General features: G+C 73.4%; 14 protein-coding genes and 1 tRNA gene. 10 read left to right on the top strand and 5 right to left on the bottom strand.

The window, feature by feature from the left end; genetic code table 11:
- Positions 1-3 precede the first annotated feature (3 nt).
- A complete protein-coding gene (hrpB, locus tag ACZ3J7_RS02900) occupies positions 4-2,544 on the top strand; it encodes an ATP-dependent helicase HrpB (RefSeq protein WP_465616163.1) in 2,541 nt (846 codons plus the stop codon).
- Positions 2,545-2,683: 139 nt separating this feature from the next.
- Here the strand turns inward: hrpB and ACZ3J7_RS02895 are convergent, their stop codons facing one another.
- Together ACZ3J7_RS02895 and polA are read right to left on the bottom strand one after the other, a co-directional pair.
- A complete protein-coding gene (locus ACZ3J7_RS02895) occupies positions 2,684-3,262 on the bottom strand; it encodes a GNAT family N-acetyltransferase (protein WP_465616161.1) in 579 nt (192 codons plus the stop codon).
- A 41-nt stretch (positions 3,263-3,303) separates the two neighbouring features.
- Positions 3,304-6,036, bottom strand: coding sequence for a DNA polymerase I (gene polA, locus ACZ3J7_RS02890; protein ID WP_465616159.1), 2,733 nt, complete (start codon positions 6,034-6,036; stop codon positions 3,304-3,306).
- A gap of 149 nt (positions 6,037-6,185) precedes the next feature.
- Here polA and ACZ3J7_RS02885 point away from each other — a divergent pair, with 149 nt between their 5' ends.
- The 7 genes from ACZ3J7_RS02885 to ACZ3J7_RS02855 all read left to right on the top strand — a co-directional run bounded on the left by ACZ3J7_RS02885 (position 6,186) and on the right by ACZ3J7_RS02855 (position 13,586).
- Positions 6,186-6,638 (top strand): PaaI family thioesterase, encoded by a 453-nt coding sequence (locus ACZ3J7_RS02885; protein WP_465616157.1) that lies wholly within the window; start codon positions 6,186-6,188, stop codon positions 6,636-6,638.
- Positions 6,639-6,794: 156 nt separating this feature from the next.
- The gene (locus ACZ3J7_RS02880) at positions 6,795-7,475 is read left to right on the top strand and encodes a Tat pathway signal sequence domain protein (protein WP_465616156.1); all 681 of its coding nucleotides are present in this window, start codon (positions 6,795-6,797) and stop codon (positions 7,473-7,475) included.
- Between the two features lie 291 nt (positions 7,476-7,766).
- The gene (locus ACZ3J7_RS02875; RefSeq protein WP_465616154.1) at positions 7,767-9,023 is read left to right on the top strand and encodes a branched-chain amino acid ABC transporter substrate-binding protein; all 1,257 of its coding nucleotides are present in this window, start codon (positions 7,767-7,769) and stop codon (positions 9,021-9,023) included.
- Between the two features lie 108 nt (positions 9,024-9,131).
- On the top strand, positions 9,132-10,061 hold the full coding sequence (locus ACZ3J7_RS02870) for a branched-chain amino acid ABC transporter permease (protein ID WP_465616152.1): 930 nt from the start codon (positions 9,132-9,134) through the stop codon (positions 10,059-10,061).
- 5 nt (positions 10,062-10,066) lie between these two features.
- Positions 10,067-12,028 (top strand): branched-chain amino acid ABC transporter permease, encoded by a 1,962-nt coding sequence (locus ACZ3J7_RS02865; RefSeq protein ID WP_465616568.1) that lies wholly within the window; start codon positions 10,067-10,069, stop codon positions 12,026-12,028.
- Positions 12,025-12,873 carry an ABC transporter ATP-binding protein gene (locus tag ACZ3J7_RS02860; RefSeq protein WP_465616150.1) on the top strand — a complete coding sequence of 283 codons (849 nt, stop codon included), beginning with the start codon at positions 12,025-12,027 and terminating at the stop codon, positions 12,871-12,873. Before ACZ3J7_RS02865 ends, ACZ3J7_RS02860 begins: the two co-directional genes overlap by 4 nt.
- Positions 12,870-13,586, top strand: coding sequence for an ABC transporter ATP-binding protein (locus ACZ3J7_RS02855; RefSeq protein WP_465616148.1), 717 nt, complete (start codon positions 12,870-12,872; stop codon positions 13,584-13,586). Before ACZ3J7_RS02860 ends, ACZ3J7_RS02855 begins: the two co-directional genes overlap by 4 nt.
- An 81-nt stretch (positions 13,587-13,667) precedes the next feature.
- On the opposite strand, the gene ACZ3J7_RS02850 is transcribed toward ACZ3J7_RS02855, so the two are convergent.
- Positions 13,668-14,351 (bottom strand): ANTAR domain-containing response regulator, encoded by a 684-nt coding sequence (locus ACZ3J7_RS02850; protein ID WP_402499545.1) that lies wholly within the window; start codon positions 14,349-14,351, stop codon positions 13,668-13,670.
- Between the two features lie 68 nt (positions 14,352-14,419).
- Between ACZ3J7_RS02850 and ACZ3J7_RS02845 the strand changes: the two genes are divergently transcribed.
- A tRNA-Leu gene (locus tag ACZ3J7_RS02845) sits at positions 14,420-14,493 on the top strand.
- 61 nt (positions 14,494-14,554) lie between these two features.
- On the opposite strand, the gene ACZ3J7_RS02840 is transcribed toward ACZ3J7_RS02845, so the two are convergent.
- Positions 14,555-15,481, bottom strand: a complete 927-nt coding sequence (locus ACZ3J7_RS02840; RefSeq protein WP_465616145.1) for a hypothetical protein — start codon at positions 15,479-15,481, stop codon at positions 14,555-14,557.
- A 191-nt stretch (positions 15,482-15,672) separates the two neighbouring features.
- On the bottom strand, positions 15,673-17,100 hold the full coding sequence (gene pyk, locus ACZ3J7_RS02835; RefSeq protein WP_465616143.1) for a pyruvate kinase: 1,428 nt from the start codon (positions 17,098-17,100) through the stop codon (positions 15,673-15,675).
- 344 nt (positions 17,101-17,444) lie between these two features.
- Between pyk and ACZ3J7_RS02830 the strand changes: the two genes are divergently transcribed.
- Positions 17,445-19,280 carry a bifunctional metallophosphatase/5'-nucleotidase gene (locus tag ACZ3J7_RS02830; protein WP_465616141.1) on the top strand — a complete coding sequence of 612 codons (1,836 nt, stop codon included), beginning with the start codon at positions 17,445-17,447 and terminating at the stop codon, positions 19,278-19,280.
- The last annotated feature ends 96 nt before the right edge of the window (positions 19,281-19,376 follow it).

Raw genomic sequence — 19,376 nt, 5'->3', positions numbered from 1 at the left:
GCGGTGCGCCCCGGGGGGCCGGAGCTGCCCGTCCGCGCCGTGCTCCCCGCGCTCGCCGCCGCGCTGGACGGGTCCGGCGCGGCGGTGCTCTCCGCGCCGCCCGGCACCGGCAAGACCACGCTGGTGCCGCTCGCCCTGGCCGGGCTGCTCGGCGGCCCGCCCCGCCGGGTGCTGGTCGCCGAGCCGCGCCGGCTCGCGGTCCGGGCGGCGGCCCGCCGGATGGCCTGGCTGCTGGACGAACCCGTCGGCCGCGCCGTCGGGTTCACCGTCCGCGGCGAGCGGCGGGCCGGACCCGGCACCCTGGTCGAGGTGGTCACCACCGGCGTGCTGCTGCAACGCCTGCAGCGCGACCCCGAACTGCCGGGCGTGGACGCGGTGGTGCTCGACGAGTGCCACGAACGGCACCTGGACGCCGACACCGCGCTCGCCTTCCTGCTGGACGTCCGGGCCGCGCTCCGCCCCGAGCTGCGGCTGCTGCTCGCCTCGGCGACCGCCGACACCGCCGCCTGGGCCGAACTCCTCGACGGCGCCCCGGTGGTGGCCGCCGAGGGCGTCTCGCACCCGGTCGGAACGGTCTGGGCCCCGCCGCCCGTCGCCGTCCGGCCCGCGCACGGCACCCGGGTCGACCCGGCGCTGCTCGCGCACGTCGCCGCGACGGTCCGCCGGGCGCTGGCCGAACGCGACGGGGACGTGCTCTGCTTCCTGCCCGGCGTCGGCGAGATCGCCCGGGTCGCCGGGCAGTTGGCCGGCCTGGACGGCGTCGACGTCCTCCAGCTGCACGGGCAGGCGCCGCAGGCCGTGCAGGACGCGGCGCTGACCGCCGGGGAGCGGCGGCGGGTGGTGCTGGCCACCTCGGTCGCCGAGTCCTCGCTGACCGTGCCGGGCGTGCGGGTGGTGGTCGACTCCGGGCTGACCCGGGAGCCGCGCACCGACCACGCCCGGGGCCTGTCCGCCCTGGTCACCGTCCGCACCTCGCTGGCCGCCGCCCGGCAGCGGGCCGGCCGCGCCGGACGCGAGGCCCCCGGCACCGTCTACCGCTGCTGGGCCGAGGCCGAGGACGCCCGGGCCGCCCGCTTCCCCACCCCCGAGATCGCGCTCGCCGACCTCACCTCCTTCGCCCTGCAGGCCGCCTGCTGGGGCGACCCCGACGCCACCGGGCTCACCCTCCCCGACGCCCCGCCGCCCGGCGCGCTGGCCGCCGCCCGCGACGTGCTGCGCGCCCTCGCCGCCGTCGGCCCCGACGGCCGCCCCACCCCGCGCGGCCGCGCCATCGCCCGCACCGGCCTGCACCCCCGGCTGGCCCGCGCCCTCCTCGACGGCGCCCCCGCCGTCGGCGCCCGCCGCGCCGCCGAACTGGTCGCCCTGCTCTCCGAGGAGCCCCCGCGCGCCCTCGGCGACGACCTCGCCGAGATCCACCGCACCGTCCGCCGCTCCCCCGCCGACCCGTACGCCCGCCGCTGGAAGGACGAGACCCGCCGGCTGGAACGCGCGCTGGCCGACACCGCCGGGGACGACACCGCCGGGGACGGCGCCGTCGGGGACGCGCTACCCGACGCCGTCGCGGCCGGGCTGGTGGTCGGGCTGGCGCACCCGGAGCGGGTGGCGCGGGCCCGGGAGGGCGGGGAGGGGGCGTACCTGATGGCCTCCGGGACGGCCGCGCGGGTGCAGCCGGGTTCGCGGCTGCCGTCCGGCGGCTGGCTGGCGGTGGCGGTCGCGGACCGGCCCGCCGGGGCGCCCTCGGCGCGGGTGCTGCGGGCGGTGGCGATCGACGAGGCGACGGCCCGGCGGGCGGCCGCGCCGCTGCTGGCGGCGCGCGAGGAGGTGCACTGGTCGGTGCGGCAGCGCGAGGCGGTGGCCCGGCGAGTGGAGGCGCTGGGGGCGGTCGAGCTGGCCGCCGTGCCGCTGTCCTCACCCGACCCGGCGCTGCTGCGGGCCGCGCTGCTGGAGGGCCTGGAGCGGGAGGGCGTCTCGGCGCTGCTGTCCTGGCCGCCGGCCGCGGGCGGCCTGCGCGAGCGCCTCGCGTTCCTGCACCGGACGGTCGGCGACCCGTGGCCGGACGTCTCGGACGCCGCGCTGCTGGCCGCCGCCGGGCGGTGGCTGGAGCCGGAGCTGTCCCGGGCCCGCCGCCGCGCCGACCTGGAGCGGATCGACACCACCGCCGCGCTGCAGCGCCTGCTGCCCTGGGCGAGCGGCCAGGCCGGGCGGCTGGACGAGCTCGCCCCGGAGCGGATCACCGTCCCGAGCGGCAGCCGGATCCGGGTCGACTACGCGGCCGACCCGGACCGCCCGGTCCTCGCGGTCAAGCTCCAGGAGCTGTTCGGCTGGTCCGCCGCCCCGGCGCTGGCCGGCGGCCGGGTCCCGCTGACCGTCCACCTGCTCTCCCCCGCCGGCCGGACGGCCGCCGTCACCGGCGACCTGGCCGGCTTCTGGCGCGAGGGGTACCGCGCCGTCCGCGCCGACCTCCGCGGCCGCTACCCGCGCCACCCCTGGCCCGAGGACCCGACCACCGCCGAGCCCACCCGCCGCGCCAACCCGCGCAGGTGACGCCGGGCAGGGCCGCCCGCACGGGGTGCCGGCCCCGGCCCTGCCGCACCCGCGCGGTCCCAACTCTCGTTCGCACCCGTCCCGTGCGCACCGGTCCTCGGTGGCGGGAGCCCAGCGGTGGCCGGCGGGGGCGGTCGGGTCAGGTCCAGTCCTCCGCGAGGGCCGCCATGTCGATGTCGTCGATCCACTCGTCGCCCCAGCGCAGCACCTGGCGGCGGACGCCCTCGACCTTGAAGCCGGCCTTCTCGTAGGCGCGGCGGCCGCGCGCGTTGAAGGCGTAGACGGAGAGCGAGACCCGGTTGAGGCCGAGGGCGCGGATGGCGTGGTCGGTGAGCAGGCGGACGGCTTCGGTGCCGAGGCCGCGGTCGCGGCCGTCGGGGCCGAGGGCGATCCGGAGGTTGCAGGCGCGGTTGGGTTCGTCCCACTCGTTGAGGACGACCTCGCCGACGCCCCGGCCGGTGGCCCGGTCGACGACGATCAGGTCGAGGCGGTCGGGCTGGTCGTTGCGGGTGGTGTACCAGTCGACGACGCGGCGTTCCATCGCCTCGTCCCACTCGGGGGCGACGGGGGTGTACGCGTCGGAGGTGTAGCGGAGCACGTCCGGGTCGTTGATCATGACGCGGAGCATCGGCAGGTCCTCAGCGGGCCGGACGGGCCGCAGCAGGGCGCGCTCGCCCACCAGGGTGGGCTTGTCGGCGAAGGTGACGGGGGCGGTCATCCGGCCAGTCTCGGCGGACCGGCCGGACGCCCGCAAACCGTTTAGTGCGCGGCGGCCTCCCAGTTCGCGCCGGCGCCGACCGAGACGTCGAGCGGGGCGCGCAGCGGGTACGCGCCGGCCATCTGCTCGCGGACCAGGGCCTCGACCCGCTCGCGTTCGCCAGGGGCGACCTCCAGGACGATCTCGTCGTGCACCTGGAGCAGCATCCGGCTGGTGAGGCCGGCGGCGCGCAGGGCTTCGTCGACCCGGAGCATGGCGATCTTGACGATGTCGGCGGCGGAGCCCTGGATCGGGGCGTTGAGGGCCATCCGCTCGGCCATCTCGCGGCGCTGCCGGTTGTCGCTGGTGAGGTCGGGCAGGTAGCGGCGGCGGCCGAGCAGCGTCTCGGTGTAGCCGACGGCGCGGGCCTCCTCGACCACGTCGTGCAGGTAGTCGCGGACGCCGCCGAAGCGCTCGAAGTAGGTGTCCATCAGGCCCTGGGCCTCGGCGGGCTTGATGCCGAGCTGCTGGGAGAGGCCGTAGGCGGAGAGGCCGTAGGCGAGGCCGTACGACATCGCCTTGATCTTCCGGCGCATCTCGGCGTCGACGTCCGCCGGGGCGACCGCGAAGACCTGGGAGGCGACGGTGGTGTGCAGGTCCTCGCCGGTGGTGAAGGCCTCGATCAGGGCCTCGTCCTCGGAGAGGTGGGCCATGATGCGCAGTTCGATCTGCGAGTAGTCGGCGGTGAGCAGCGTCTCGTAGCCCGCGCCGACCACGAAGGCGCGGCGGATGGCGCGGCCCTCCTCGGTGCGGACCGGGATGTTCTGCAGGTTCGGGTCCTGGGAGGAGAGCCGGCCGGTGGCGGCGACCATCTGGTTGAAGGTGGTGTGGATCCGGCCCTGCGGGGAGACGGTCTTGAGCAGGCCCTCGACGGTGGTGCGGAGCTTGGCCTGGTCCCGGTGGCGGAGCAGGATGACCGGGAGCTCGTTGGTGGTCTGGGTGGCGAGCCAGGTGAGGGCGTCGGCGTCGGTGGTGTAGCCGGTCTTGATCTTCTTGGTCTTCGGCAGGCCGAGGTCGCCGAACAGGACCTCCTGGAGCTGCTTGGGCGAGCCGAGGTTGAACTCGCGGCCGGCGGCGGCGTGCGCCTCCTCGACGCAGCGCTGGATCTCGGCGGCGAACTGGGCCTCCAGCCCGCGCAGCCACTCACGGTCGGCGGCGATGCCGTGGCGCTCCATCCGGGCGAGGAGTTCGGCGATCGGGAGTTCCATGTCGTGGAACAGCTCGACCGCGCCGACCTCGGCGAGCCGGGTGTCGAAGAGGGCGGCCAGGTCGTGGACGGCGCGGGCCCGGGTCATCAGGGCCTGGGCGCCGGCCGTCGGGTCGGGCTCGTCGGCGTCGAAGCTGAGCTGGCCGGTCTCGGCCTGGGCGGCGGGGGCGAGCGAGCGGCCGAGGTACTCCTCGGCGAGCACGTCGAGGGTGAAGGTGCGGCGGCCGGGCTTCTCCAGGTAGGCGGCGAGCGCGGTGTCGGCGGTGACGCCGGCGAAGCTCCAGCCGCGCTCGGCGAAGGCCCGCATCACCTGCTTGGCGATGTGCAGGGCCTTGGGGCGCTTGGGGTCGGCGAGCCAGGCGGTGAGGGCGCGGTCGTCCTCCTCGGTGAGCGCGGCGGGGTCGAACCAGGCGGCGGCGGTGCCGGTGGCGAGGGCGATCTGCTCGACCTCGCCGCTGCCCAGCGCCCAGCTGTAGTCGGCGGCGAGCGCGGTGCGGGCGTCCTCGCCGGTGTGCTCCTCCAGCCAGGCGGCGAGCGCGCCGGGGACGGTGAGCAGGTCGCCGTCGACGGCGGGGCCGGCCGGGACCTCGGGGGCGGCCGCGGTCTCGGCGCCGGCCGGGTCGATGCCGGCCACCCGGTCGCGGAAGTTGGGGTTGCGGAACTCCAGCGCCTCCATCAGCCGGGTGACCTCGTCCTTGTCGAACGGGGCGCGCTCCAACTGGGGGACGCCGAGCGGGAGTTCGACGTCCCGCACCAGCTCGGTGAGGAAGCGGTTGCGCTTGACCGCGTCGAGGTGCTCGCGGAGCTTCTCGCCGATCTTGCCCTTGACCTCGTCGGCGTGCTCGACCAGCTCGGCGAAGGAGCCGTACTGGTTGACCCACTTCGCGGCGGTCTTCTCGCCGACACCGGGGATGCCGGGCAGGTTGTCGGACGGGTCGCCGCGCAGGGCCGCGAGGTCCGGGTACTGGTCGGGGCGGACGCCGTACTTCTCGGCGACCTTCTCCGGGGTGTAGCGGGTCAGCTCGGAGACGCCCTTGGTGGGGTAGAGCACGGTGACGTCGTCGGTGACCAGCTGGAGGGAGTCCCGGTCGCCGGTGACGACCAGCACCTCGAAGCCCTCGGCCGCGGCGGCGGTGGCCAGGGTGGCGATGACGTCGTCGGCCTCGAAGCCCTCGGCCGTGATCCGGGGCACCCGCATGGCGTCGAGGAGTTCGCCGATCAGCGGGATCTGGCTGCGGAACTCGTCCGGCGTGGCGGAGCGGTTGGCCTTGTACTCGGGGTACTCGGCGGACCGGAAGGTCTGCCGGGAGAGGTCGAAGGCGACCGCGAGGTGGGTGGGCCGCTCGTCCCGCACGGTGTTGGCCAGCATCGAGGCGAAGCCGTAGACGGCGTTGGTGTGCTGGCCGGTGGCGGTGGAGAAGTTCTCCACCGGCAGGGCGAAGAAGGCCCGGTAGGCCATCGAATGCCCGTCCAGCAGCATCAGCCGGGGCCGCCCGGCCGCACTCTTGCTCGCACCCTGTGTCGCCACGTCACGTCCCGTTCCTGCCGGTTGCACTGCCACCCCGATCCTATGGCCCGGCGCCGACATCCCGGGCGCGGCGCGGGGCCTCCCTACCGGCGGGTAGACAGTCGTACGATCGACGCGCACAACGAAGTGAACCCCCGAACAGGAGCACCATGACCGACGCGGCGCCCGTACTGAAAGTGCCCCAGGACGTGCTGGACCACTTCGCCAAGCTGGGGGTGAGCCCGGAGACCTTCTCCGGCGGGCACCTGGGCGAGAAGCTGGGCATCACCCTCGTCGAGGCCTCCCCGGACCGGGTGGTCGGGACGATGCCGGTGGAGGGCAACCAGCAGCCGTACGGGCTGCTGCACGGCGGGGCGTCGGCGGCGCTGGCCGAGACGCTGGGCTCGATCGGCGCGATGCTGCACGCCGGGCCGGGCCGCTACGCGGTCGGCGTGGACCTGAACGCGACGCACCACCGCTCGGCGACCTCCGGCCTGGTGACCGGCGTGGCGACGGCGGTGTTCAAGGGCCGCACCGCGGCGACGTACGAGATCGCGGTGACCGACGACACCGGCCGGCGGATCACCTCCTGCCGGCTGACCTGCATGCTGCGCGACCTCTAGGCCCTCTCGATCGGATCTCGTCGGATCGGCGCGCGGCGTCGGGCGCCCGGCAAGATCCGAAAGAGAGGACCCAGGCGCCACGGCGCCCCGCGCGCCCCCTCGGAGTTTGGCCCGCCCCCGGCAGGGGCAGCCTGGGCTGGACGAGGGGGCGCCGCCATGTCCGGAGAGCGCGAACTGCCGAGCGGCCCAGGGGGGTTCCTCGGCCCGGTCGAGCCGGGCGAGGGCACCTGGACGCCGCTCGTGCTGCGCCCCGAGCCCCCGCCCGAGCGGCCGCCCCGGCTGCTGAGCTGGCGTCAGGTCTGGCTGTTGGCAAGTTTCTTGCTGCTCGTGCTGCTGGCGCTGACGATCCGGCAGGCCGCGACCTACCCTGAGCAGGCGGCGAACTCGCCCCCGCCGCAACGGGTCCAGCCCTTTCCCTCGCAGTCCGTCCGGGTCGAGTACGGGGGGCCGGCGCCCGAGTGGCAGGACGACTTCGCCCTGCGGCTGACGGTGCGCAACGCCGGGTCCGGCCCGGTGGACGTGCTGGGGGTGAGCCAGGGCTACCGCGGCCTGAGCGTGCTGGTGTCGGGGTGGCTGCCGCAGACGGTGCCGCCCGGCGGGACGATCTCGCTGCGGGTGGGTCTGCGGGTGACCGACTGCTCGGGAGCGCCCGCGGACGCGAGTCTTCCTTTCCTCGATGTAACGCTGCGTAATACGCGTGCAATGGAGACCGTGAGTCAGATCCTGGGCGACTCCTACGCCCGCGACCTTTCCGCCGCGCTGCGTTCGCGGTGCGACGGGTCCGATAAACGGACGCCGACGCCCACCCCGTCACCGCCGGACAAACCTGTCCGATAATCGGAGACCCCGCTTGTGACCAGCGAGTTGAGGAGGACGGGCATCCGCCACTCGGGACGCGGCCCGGAACCCCGGGCTCCACCTGGGGTTTTCGACCATGATGTGAGATCAACATCCGCCGTGGTCATAACAAGAGAATCACAGCCTCCCCCGCCCCACTGCCCGAGCAGGCGACGGCGGTCTAGAGTCACGCCCAGTCACCGCGCCGTCCGGTTTCCGGGTCGGCCCGTCGCGACCCGGCACCGCCAGCCCTGTGCGCGTGTCCTCCAGATCCAGAAGGAGTCCCTCGTCGTGCGAAAGAGCTCACTTCTCGTCGTGGCCATTGCGGTAACGGGGGCGCTCACCCTCTCCGCCTGCGGTTCGCGCGGCGACTCCGGCTCCGGCTCCGGCTCCGGCTCCGACAACGCGGGCAGCGGCACCGGGAGCAGCTCCAAGGTCGTGATCGGCGTCGACGCGCCGATCAGCGGCAGCCTGTCGGCCCTCGGCCTCGGCATCCGCAACTCGGTCGAGCTGGCCACCAAGCAGGCCAACGAGAAGAACTACGTCCCCGGCGTGACCTTCTCGATCGAGGCCAAGGACGACCAGGCCAACCCGACCACCGGCAAGCAGAACGCCACCGCGCTGGTCGACACCAAGGGCGTGGTCGGCGTGGTCGGCCCGCTGAACTCCAGCGTCTCGCAGACCATGCAGAAGGTCTTCGACGACGGCAAGCTGGCCCAGGTCTCGCCGGCCAACACCAACCCCGAGCTGTCGCTCGGCCCGAAGTGGGGCGAGAACCAGTTCGCCCGCCAGTACAAGTCGTACTTCCGCACCGCCACCACCGACGTGGTGCAGGGCAAGTTCGCCGCCCAGTACCTGTACAACGACGCGAAGAAGACCAAGGTCTACGTCATCGACGACAAGAAGACCTACGGCGCGGGCCTGGCCTCGATCTTCGCGGACGAGTTCAAGAAGCTCGGCGGCACCGTGGTCGGCACCGACCACATCAACCCGGGCGACAAGGACTTCTCCGCGGTCTCCACCAAGGTCGCCTCCTCCGGCGCCGACTCGGTCTACTACGGCGGCGAGTACCCGGACGCCGGCCCGCTCAGCGACCAGCTGAAGAAGGGCGGCGCCAAGGTCCCGCTGTTCGGCGGCGACGGCATCTACGACCCGGAGTTCGTCAAGCTCGCCAACGGCAACGGCGAGGGCGACCTGGCCACCTCGGTCGGCGTCCCGGTCGAGGAGCTGGACACCGCCAAGGAGTTCGTCGCGAACTACGCCAAGGCCGGTTACAAGGACCCGTACGCGGCCTACGGCGGCTACTCGTACGACGCCGCCTGGTCGATCATCGAGGCGGTCAAGGCCGCGGTCGAGCACAACGGCGGCAAGGTGCCCTCCGACCTGCGCACCAAGGTGCTGGAGGAGCTCGGCAAGGTCAACTTCACCGGCGTCACCGGTCCGGTCTCGTTCGACCAGTACGGCGACACCACCAACAAGCAGCTGACCGTGTACAGCGTCCAGGGCGGCGCGTGGAAGAAGGTCAAGAGCGGTACCTACACCGGCTGATCCGCCCCTTCCCCCCTCGTACTCCCCGTACGAACGACAGCCGGGTCGGCGGAGGGCACCACAAGTGCCCTCCGCCTCCTCGTACCCCCCTATCCACGGAGGCCCGCGGTGCACGAACTGCCGCAAAACCTGGCCAACGGACTGATGCTCGGCCTGATGTACGGCCTGATCGCCATCGGCTACACGATGGTCTACGGCATCGTCCAGCTCATCAACTTCGCCCACGGCGAGATCTTCATGATCGGCGGCTTCGGCGCGCTGACCGCCTACGCGGCGCTGCCGCAGGGCACCTCCCTCTGGCTGGCGCTGCCGGTCATGATCCTCGGCGGTGTGCTCGCCTCCGTGCTCACCGCCACCGCCGCCGAGCGCTTCGCCTACCGGCCGCTGCGCGGGGCGCCGAGGTTGGCGCCGCTGATCACCGCGATCGGCCTGTCGATCGCGCTGCAGCAGGTGGTGTGGGCGTTCTACCCGAACGGCAAGAAGGCGCTGTCCTTCCCGCAGTTCGCCGGCGACCCGATCGGCCTGGGCTCCTTCCACCTGCAGCGCAACGACCTGTTCCTGCTGGTGGCGGCGCCGCTGTGCATGCTGGTGCTGGCCACCTTCGTGCGGCTGACCCGCACCGGCCGGGCCATGCAGGCCACCGCGCAGGACCCGGACACCGCCAAGCTGATGGGCGTCGACACCGACCGGATCATCGTGATCGCGTTCGCGCTGGGCGCGGCCTTCGCGGCGGTCGCGGCGGTCGCGCACGGCCTGCGCTACGGCCAGGTCGACTTCACGATGGGCTTCCTGGCCGGTCTGAAGGCGTTCACGGCGGCCGTGCTGGGCGGCATCGGCAACATCTACGGCGCGATGCTGGGCGGCCTGGTCCTCGGCGTCGCCGAGTCGCTGGCCACCGCCTACGTCCAGGACGTGCCGGGCATGCACCAGCTCGGCGGCGGCGCCTGGGCGAACGTCTGGGCGTTCGTGCTGCTGATCGTGGTGCTGCTGGTGCGTCCGCAGGGCCTGCTGGGCCAGCGCGTCGCGGATCGGGTGTGAGCACGATGACCGACCTCTCCTCCCACGAGACCTCCCACGAGACCTCCCGGGTGCTGCCGCTGCCCGCGCACCTCGCGTTCGGCGCGACGGTGGTCGGCGGCGTGCTGGCCGCCGCCTCCGCGGCGATGTCCTGGACCTGGACGCCGGCCTTCCCCGGCGACCTCACCTACTACGGCTCCCCGGCCGGCCTGCAGTGGCTGGCACTGGCCGGCGGCCTGCTGACCGCCCTGCTGGCGCTGGCCGCCCGCGGGCTGAAGGGCCTGCGCTGGCTGAGCCCGTCGGGCAGCCACAACGGCGTGCTGTTCGCCGCGCTGGGCACCCTCGCGGTGTGCTGGTACGCGGTGGGGGCCATCGCCGTCGAGCTGGACGGCCTGGTCAACCTGGAGCCGGGCGGCTGGCTGGCCGCGGTCGGCTCGCTGCTCGCCGCGCTGGGCGCGCTCGGCCTGCCGCTGGACCGCCGCCGCACCGTCCGCCACCGTGAGCTGCACTGGGGCCTGTACGCGGCGCTGGGCGTCTCGGTGGTGCTCCGGGTCGGCTTCGGCCAGGGCTGGGCGCTGGACGCGGTGCCGCCGGGCGTGCGTCCGCTGTTCAGCGAGAACCTGTGGTTCTTCGTCGCGCTGCCCGCCGCGATCGCGGCCTTCCGGGCCTGGCGGCAGCTCGACGGCTGGCTGCGGCTGGGCCGGATCGAGCGCCCGCTGCCGGCCGCCCGGGCACTGCCGGGCTGGGCGGAGATCCTGGTGGTGACCGCGGTGTTCGCGGTCGGCCTGGGCGTGGTCGAGTTCGGCGTCTCCACCGAGTACGGCGAGCTGTTCGTCGGCTTCCTGCTGCTGGCCGCGTTCGCCACGGCGGCGCTGCTGGCCTCCGGCGCGGTCGGCCGGCTGCGCGAACTGACCGCGCGGCACCGGGCGGTGACCACCGGCGCGGCCTTCGCGGCGGCGGGCGCGTTCCCGTTCACCCAGAGCAGCGAGACGTACGTGCTGATCGGCACGAACATCCTGATCTTCGCGACGGTGGCGCTCGGCCTGAACGTGGTGGTCGGCCTGGCCGGCCTGCTGGACCTCGGCTACGTGGCCTTCCTGGGCGTCGGCGCGTACGCGGCGGCGCTGGTGTCGGGCTCGCAGTTCTCGGTGTTCAGCGGCGTGCACCTGCCGTTCCCGGTCGCGGTGCTGATCGGCGCGCTGGCGGCGCTGGTGTTCGGCGTGGTGATCGGCGCGCCGACGCTGCGGCTGCGCGGCGACTACCTGGCGATCGTGACGCTGGGCTTCGGCGAGATCTTCCGGATCGCGATGAACAACCTGGACGGCCGCTCGGGCCCGAGCCTGACCAACGGCCCGAACGGCATCGCGGCGATCCCGGACGTCAACCTGTTCGGCTTCGACTTCGGCCAGCCGCACGACTTCGGGGCGCTGCACCTGGGCAAGAACGGCAACTACCTGCTGCTGATGCTGCTGGCCACCGCGGTCGTGGTGACGGTGTTCGGCCGGGTCGCCAACTCCCGGATCGGCCGGGCCTGGGTGGCGATCCGGGAGGACGAGACGGCGGCCGAGGCGATGGGCATCAACGGCTTCCGGGTGAAGCTGATCGCCTTCGCGCTGGGCGCGACGCTGGCCGGCCTGGCGGGCGCGGTGCAGGCGCACGTGTCGGGCGCGGTCTCGCCCGACCAGTACCTGTTCAGCAGCCCGACGCCGCCCAACTCGGCGTTCCTGCTGGCCGCGGTGATCCTCGGCGGCATGGGCACCATCAGCGGCCCGCTGGTGGGCGCGGCGCTGCTGTTCCTGATCCCGGCGAAGCTGGAGTTCCTGCAGTCCTACCAGCTGCTGGCGTTCGGCGTGGCGCTGATCCTGCTGATGCGCTTCCGCCCGGAGGGCCTGATCGCCAACCGCCGGCAGCAGCTGGAGTACCACGAGGCGCAGCTGCCCGCGCAGGCCGCGCCGATCGACGACGTACCGACCAAGGCTGGGGCGTGAGCACCGTGACCACCGACACCGCTCCCGCCGCGCCGGCCCCCGTGCCGTCCGCGCCGCCCGTGCTGGAGGCCTCCGGCGTGGTGATGCGCTTCGGCGGCCTGACCGCCGTCGGCGGCGTGGACCTGACGGTCCGCCAGGGCGAGATCGTCGGCCTGATCGGCCCGAACGGGGCCGGGAAGACGACGTTCTTCAACTGCCTGACCGGGCTGTACGTCCCGACCGAGGGCACCGTGAGGTACAAGGGCCGGGTGCTGCCGCCGAAGCCGCACCTGGTCACCCAGGCGGGCATCGCCCGGACCTTCCAGAACATCCGGCTGTTCGCCAACATGACGGCGCTGGAGAACGTCCTGGTCGGCCGGCACACCCGCACCGCGGAGGGGCTGTTCTCGGCGATCCTGCGCGGCCCGGGCTACCGGCGGGCCGAGGCGGAGAGCCGGGAGCGGGCCCGCGAGCTGCTGGAGTTCTGCGGTCTCGGCGCGAAGGCCGACCACCTGGCCCGGAACCTGCCGTACGGCGAGCAGCGGAAGCTGGAGATCGCCCGGGCGCTGGCCTCCGAACCGGGCCTGCTGCTGCTGGACGAGCCGACGGCGGGCATGAACCCGCAGGAGACCCGGGCCGCCGAGGAGCTGGTGTTCGCGATCCGGGATCTGGGGATCGCGGTGCTGGTGATCGAGCACGACATGAAGTTCATCTTCAACCTGTGCGACCGCACCGCGGTGCTGGTGCAGGGCCGGAAGATCGTCGAGGGCGACCGGGAGACCGTCCAGAACGACGAACGGGTGGTCGCCGCCTACCTGGGCGCCCCGCTCGAAGGAACCACCGCAGCTCAGGAGGACGGCCAGTGACCGCTCTGCTGGAGGTCGAGGACCTCCGTGTCGCCTACGGCAAGATCGAGGCCGTCAAGGGCATCTCGTTCACCGTCGAGCAGGGCGAGGTCACCACCCTGATCGGCACCAACGGCGCCGGCAAGACCACCACCCTGCGCACCCTGTCCGGGCTGCTGCGGCCGACCGCCGGGAAGGTGCTGTTCGACGGGCAGGCGATCGACACGGTGCCCGCGCACCGGATCGTCGCACTGGGCCTGGCGCACTCGCCCGAGGGCCGGCACATCTTCCCCCGGATGACCATCGAGGAGAACCTGCTGCTGGGCGCGTTCCTGCGGCGGGACTCGGCGGGCATCGCCGAGGACGTCGAGCGGGCCTGCACGCTGTTCCCGATCCTCGCGGAGCGCCGCAAGCAGGCGGCGGGCACGCTCTCCGGCGGCGAGCAGCAGATGCTGGCGATGGGACGGGCGCTGATGTCCCGGCCCAAGCTGCTGATGCTGGACGAGCCGTCGATGGGCCTGTCGCCGCTGATGATGCAGAAGATCATGGCGACCATCGTGGAGCTGAAGGCCGCCGGCACCACCATCCTGCTGGTGGAGCAGAACGCGCAGGCGGCGCTCTCGCTCTCGGACCGGGCGTACGTGATGACCACCGGCCGGATCACGCTCTCCGGCACCGGCACGGAGCTGCTGCACGACGAGTCGGTCCGCCGCCAGTACCTCGGCGAGGACTGAGGGCCGACCGCCCGGAACGCGCCGGTGCCCCCGTCCCCTGGTGGGGAGGACGGGGGCACCGGTGCGTTCCGGGGCGGGGGCTCAGCCCTCGGCGGCCTCGGCCTTCTTGCGGTCCTGGGCGGCGCCCTCCTCGATCACGGCCTCGGCGACGGCGGCCATGGTCATCCGGCGGTCCATCGAGGTCTTCTGGATCCAGCGGAACGCGGCGGGCTCGTTCAGGCCGAACTTGGTCTGCAGGACGCTCTTCGCCCGGTCGACCAGCTTGCGGGTCTCCAGCCGCTGCGAGAGGTCCGCGATCTCCTGCTCCAGGGTGCGCATCTCGGTGTAGCGGGAGACCGCCATCTCGATGGCCGGCACCAGGTCGCTCTTGCTGAACGGCTTGACGATGTACGCCATCGCGCCCGCGTCGCGGGCCCGGTCGACCAGCTCGCGCTGGGAGAACGCGGTCAGCATCAGCACCGGGGCGAGGTGCTGTTCGTGGATCCGCTCGGCGGCCGAGAGGCCGTCCAGGACGGGCATCTTGACGTCCAGGATGGCCAGGTCGGGCTTGAGCTCCTCCACCAGCCTGACCGCGGTCTCGCCGTCACCGGCCTCACCGACGACGGTGTAGCCCTCCTCCTCCAGCATCTCCTTCAGGTCGAGGCGGATCAGCGCCTCGTCCTCGGCGATGACGATTCGGGTGATCTGGGGCGAGTCGGTCTCAAGCGGCTGTGGCTGCTCGTCGGGGGTGCTCACGGGGCTCCTCGGTCCGGCGGGGTGCTGCATGCATGAGCCTACCCAGACACGGTATGTTTGGTTCACCACGGGTGGGGGTCCGACCTTCGATCCGCTGGGCCCCGATAGCCCAATCGGCAGAGGCAACGGTCTCAAACACCGTCCGGTGTGGGTTCGAATCCCACTCGGGGCACCCCTTCTTCGGTTCCAAGGTCGCCCGACCTTGGAACCGTTTTCGGTTCCGGCGGCCGGTCTCAGCCGGCGTCGAGGGTGACCTCGGCGGGCTCGGCGCCGTCGTCGGAGGCCTCCAGGGTGTAGCCGCCGGCGGTGTCGCCGTAGAAGTCGAACCAGGCGGCCAGGCTGACGGCGTCCGGGCGGTCGGGGTAGGCGGCGGCGCTGACCGGGACGCTGGGGGCGAGGCGGCGGCCGTCGGGCAGGGTCAGGCGCAGCAGCAGGCGGTCGGCGCTGGTGCCGGCGGGGGCCTCGAAGAGCACCTCGACGCTGTGCTGCCCGGGCTTGAGGGCGCGCAGCGCGCGCGGGCTGAACGGGGTGGTGCCGAGCAGCACGACGGGGGCGGCGGTGGGGCTGCCGGTGCAGTCCTCGCGCAGCCGGGCGCCGGCCAGGGCGAGCCGGAACCGTCCGGTGGCGAGGGCGTCGGCGGACGGGCGCAGCGGGGTGGGCCGCAGGTCGGCCGGGGCCTGGCCGCTGTGCTCGCCGATCGGGAGGACGGCGCGGGCGGCGCCGGGGGCGGTGAGCACCAGGGCGAGCCGGTCGGGGTCGAGCGGCTCGCCGGGGGTGCCGACGTCCTGCACGGTGGCGGTCAGCGAGGCCCGGCCGAACGGCGGCGGGTTGACCTCCAGCGGGCCGCTGACGGCGACGCCGTCGGCCTCCAGGGCGACCTTGGGCAGCGCGGCCGCGACCGGCACCGGCGACTCGACGCCGACCTCCAGGACGAGTTGGGCCTCGGTCCGGCCGTCGGGCCGCACGGTGGTGGTCACCCCGGTGAGCCGGTAGGAGCTGCCGCCCCACCAGGCGGTCCGGTCCAGGGCCACCGAGCGCACCGCGGGGCCCTCCGGGCCGGGTGACGCCGCCGTCCGCAGGGTGTCCGCCCCGTAGGGGGTGCAGCCGGCGGCGAGCAGGGCCGCGACGCAGGACACCACGGCAGTGCGGCGGCGTATCAAGCTGCTTCTTCCCCCCCGATCACGGTGCGGACGCGGCCCCGGGCACCCGCCCAGATCATGCTACCGACAACCCTGCGGCGCCCGGATCATCCACCTGTCAGGGTGCCGCCCTCCGCCCCCGCGCCCTGACAGGTCGTCAAACGGCGGCGGGGCCCGCCCCTCCCCGGGTGCGGGCCCCGCCGGCGGACGGGCTAGTTGGCGGGCTCGCCGACGTGGTGCACCCGCACCAGGTTGGTGGAGCCGGCCAGGCCGGGCGGGGAGCCGGCGGTGATGACGACGATGTCGCCGGGCTTGCAGCGGCCGAGGCTCAGCAGCGCGGAGTCGACCTGGGCGACGAGTTCGTCGGTGGTGGTGACGAACGGGCCGAGGAAGGTCTCCACGCCCCAGGTGAGCGCCAACTGGCTGCGCACGGCGGGCTCGTAGGTGAAGGCCAGCACCGGGATCGGCGAGCGGTAGCGGGTCAGCCGGCGGGCGGTGTCGCCGCTCTGGGTGAACGCGATCAGGTACTTGGCGTCCAGGAAGTCGCCGATCTCGGCGGCCGCCCGGGCCACCGCGCCGCCCTGGGTGCGGGGCTTGCTGCTGGTGGTGAGGGCCGGCAGGCCGGCGGCGAGGACGTCCTCCTCGGCGGCCTGGACGATCCGGGCCATGGTCTTGACCGTCTCGACCGGGTACTTGCCGACCGAGGTCTCGCCGGAGAGCATCACCGCGTCGGTGCCGTCCAGCACCGCGTTGGCGACGTCGGAGGCCTCGGCCCGGGTCGGCCGGGAGGCGTTGATCATCGAGTCCAGCATCTGGGTGGCGACGATCACCGGCTTGGCGTTGCGCTTGGCCAGCTTGACCGCCCGCTTCTGGACGATCGGCACCTGCTCCAGCGGGAGTTCGACGCCCAGGTCGCCGCGGGCGACCATGATGCCGTCGAAGGCGTCCACGATGGACTCCAGGTTCTCCACCGCCTGCGGCTTCTCGATCTTGGCGATGACCGGGATCCGCCGGCCCTCCTCGGCCATGATCCGGTGCACCCCCTCGACGTCCTTCCCGCTGCGCACGAACGACAGCGCGATGATGTCGGCACCGGTCCGCAGCGCCCAGCGCAGGTCTTCGACGTCCTTGTCGGAGAGCGCGGGCACCGAGACGGCGACGCCGGGGAGGTTGAGGCCCTTGTGGTCGGAGACCAGTCCGCCCTCGATGACGATGCAGTGCACCCGGGGGCCCTCGACGTGGGTGACCTCCAGGCAGACCCGGCCGTCGTCGACCAGGATCCGCTCGCCGCGCGAGACGTCCGCGGCCAGGCCCTTGTACGTGGTGCCGCAGATCTCCCGGTCGCCCGGGACGTCGTCGACGGTGATGGTGAACTCGTCCCCGCGCTCCAGCAGGACGGGCCCGTCGGCGAAGGTGGCGAGGCGGATCTTCGGGCCCTGCAGGTCGGCCAGCACACCGACGCTGCGGCCGGTCTCGTCCGAGGCCTTCCGGACGCGGTGGTAGCGGTCCTCGTGCTCCGCGTGGGAGCCGTGGCTGAGGTTCAGTCGGGCGATGTCCATGCCGGCGTCGACCAGGGCCTTGATCTGGTCGTACGAATCCGCGGCCGGCCCGAGAGTACAAACGATTTTTGCTCGGCGCATACAGCAGAGCCTAGGCATTACCGGGTCGTAACAGCGCGGTTCCGGCCAGTCCCGCCATGGCAGTTGGCGAAAGATTTGGTGAACGACCCCACCGCGCGCGGCGGGTGGCGTCCGGGGTGAGCGGCCGGTCGCCGCCTTGACGCACGCGCGTGCGGACGGGGGCGGGCGCGTCACGCGCGGGTCACCCGGATCTCACCTGTTGGATGGCGGAGGGGGCTGGCCCCGGCGGCCGGAAACCGGCAGACTGCCACTCGCCTTCTCTACGCGCGTCACTCCGGGTGGCGGGGCGTCATCCGCCCTGCCCCGGAGGCCCGCCGACCGCCCGGCCCGACTTGGAGTCCCCGATGTCCCTGAACCGCCGTGACTTCGTCACCCGCTCCGCCGCCACCGCGGCCGGGGCCGCCCTGGCCGGCGGCCTGACCACCGCCGCGGCCACCCCCGCCGCCGCCGCGGACCTCGACCGGGACGACGCCCGCGGCAAGGGCCCCGTCCCGTTCAAGGCCGCCTTCACCGTGATGGGCACCACCGACCTGCACGGCCACGTCCTCAACTGGGAGTACTTCACCGACTCCGAGTACGACGACAAGGCCCGCAACGACGTCGGCCTGGCCAAGATCTCCACCCTGGTCGAGCAGGTCCGGCGGGAGAAGGGCCGCGGCCGGACCCTGCTGATCGACGCCGGCGACACCATCCAGGGCACCCAGCTCTCGTACTACTTCGCCCGGGTCGAGCCGATCACCGGGAAGAAGGCCCCGCGCCACCCGATGGCCGCCGCGATGAACGCCATCGGCTACGACGCCGCCGCGCTCGGCAACCACGAGTTCAACTACGGCATCCCGCTGCTGCGCGCCTACCAGGACCAGCTCGACTTCCCGCTGCTGGGCGCCAACGCGGTGCACGTCAAGAGCGAGAAGCCGGCCTTCCCGCCGTACGTCATCCGCGAGCTGCACCTCGGCCACGGCCGCCCGCTCCGGGTCGGCGTCCTCGGCCTGACCAACCCCGGCATCGCGATCTGGGACAAGGCCAACGTGCAGGGGCAGCTGGCCTTCCCGGGCATCCCGGAGATCGCCGCGAAGTGGGTCCCCAAGGTCCGCGCGGCCGGCGCCGACGTGGTCGTGATCACCGCGCACACCGGCGTGGACGGCGGCTCCTCCTGGGGCGACCAGCTGCCCTACAGCGAGAACGCGGGCGCCGAGATCGCCGCGACCGTCCCCGGCGTCGACGCGATCCTGATCGGCCACGCCCACAAGGAGATCCCGCAGCGGATCGTGGTCAACGAGAAGACCGGCAGGAACGTCGTGCTCTCCGAGCCCGCGCTCTGGGGCGAGCGGCTGACCTGCTTCGACTTCGAGGTCGAGTTCGCCCGCGGCCAGTGGACCGTCACCGGCGTCAGCTCCCGGCTGCTGAACTCCAACACCGTCGCCGAGGACCCGAAGATCGTCAAGCTGGTCGCCGACCAGCACGCGAAGGTCGTCGCCTACGTCAACCAGGTCATCGGCAGCTGCAAGGAGGCCCTCTCCATCGCCGACGCCCGGTTCGAGGACACCCCGATCATCGACCTGATCGGCCGGGTCCAGGCCGACGCGGTGCGCGACGCGCTGGCCGGCGGCCCCTACGCGAGCCTGCCGGTGCTGGCCCAGGCCGCGCCGTTCAACCGCACCGCGGCCATCCCGGCCGGCGAGGTCAAGCTGCGCGACGCGGCCGGCCTGTACATCTACGAGAACACCCTGGAGGCCCGGATCCTGACCGGCGCCCAGCTCAAGGACTACCTGGAGTACTCCGCCAAGTACTACGCCCAGGTCGCCCCCGGGGCCGTGATCGACCGGGACACCCTGACCAACCAGGCCGACAACACCCCCGACTACAACTACGACTCGGTCTACGGCCTGTCGTACGACATCGACATCGCGCAGCCGGTCGGCAACCGCATCGTCGGCCTGTCGTACCAGGGCACGCCGGTCGACCCGGCCGCGGAGTTCGTCCTCGCCGTCAACAACTACCGCGCCAGCGGCGGCGGCAACTTCCCGCACGTCGCGGCCGCCCGGCAGGTGTGGGCGAACTCCGAGGAGATCCGCAACACCATGATCGCCTGGGTGAAGGCCAAGGGCGTCATCGACCCGGCCGACTTCCACGGCACGAGCACCTGGCGCCTGGTCCGGGCCGGCGTCCCGGTCTTCTAGGCCGCACCGCGCCACGACCCGCGGGGCCGTCCGGGAGTCCGACTCCCGGACGGCCCCGCGCGTTCCGGGGAACCGCCGCCCGCCCGCGCCCGTCCA

The sequence above is a fragment of the Kitasatospora sp. NPDC015121 genome, from assembly GCF_055562955.1.
Note: the sequence above shows the minus strand (reverse complement) of the source record. Positions and strands in the feature narration are given on the sequence as shown.

Coding starts and splice junctions, on each gene's coding strand:
- ACZ3J7_RS02895 (WP_465616161.1), bottom strand. CDS start 3,262: ATGACCGCCCCCGTCACCTTCGCCGACAAGCCCACCCTGGTGGGCGAG.
- ACZ3J7_RS02885 (WP_465616157.1), top strand. CDS start 6,186: ATGACCGACGCGGCGCCCGTACTGAAAGTGCCCCAGGACGTGCTGGAC.
- ACZ3J7_RS02880 (WP_465616156.1), top strand. CDS start 6,795: ATGTCCGGAGAGCGCGAACTGCCGAGCGGCCCAGGGGGGTTCCTCGGC.
- ACZ3J7_RS02865 (WP_465616568.1), top strand. CDS start 10,067: ATGACCGACCTCTCCTCCCACGAGACCTCCCACGAGACCTCCCGGGTG.
- ACZ3J7_RS02850 (WP_402499545.1), bottom strand. CDS start 14,351: ATGCAGCACCCCGCCGGACCGAGGAGCCCCGTGAGCACCCCCGACGAG.
- pyk (WP_465616143.1), bottom strand. CDS start 17,100: ATGCGCCGAGCAAAAATCGTTTGTACTCTCGGGCCGGCCGCGGATTCG.
- ACZ3J7_RS02830 (WP_465616141.1), top strand. CDS start 17,445: ATGTCCCTGAACCGCCGTGACTTCGTCACCCGCTCCGCCGCCACCGCG.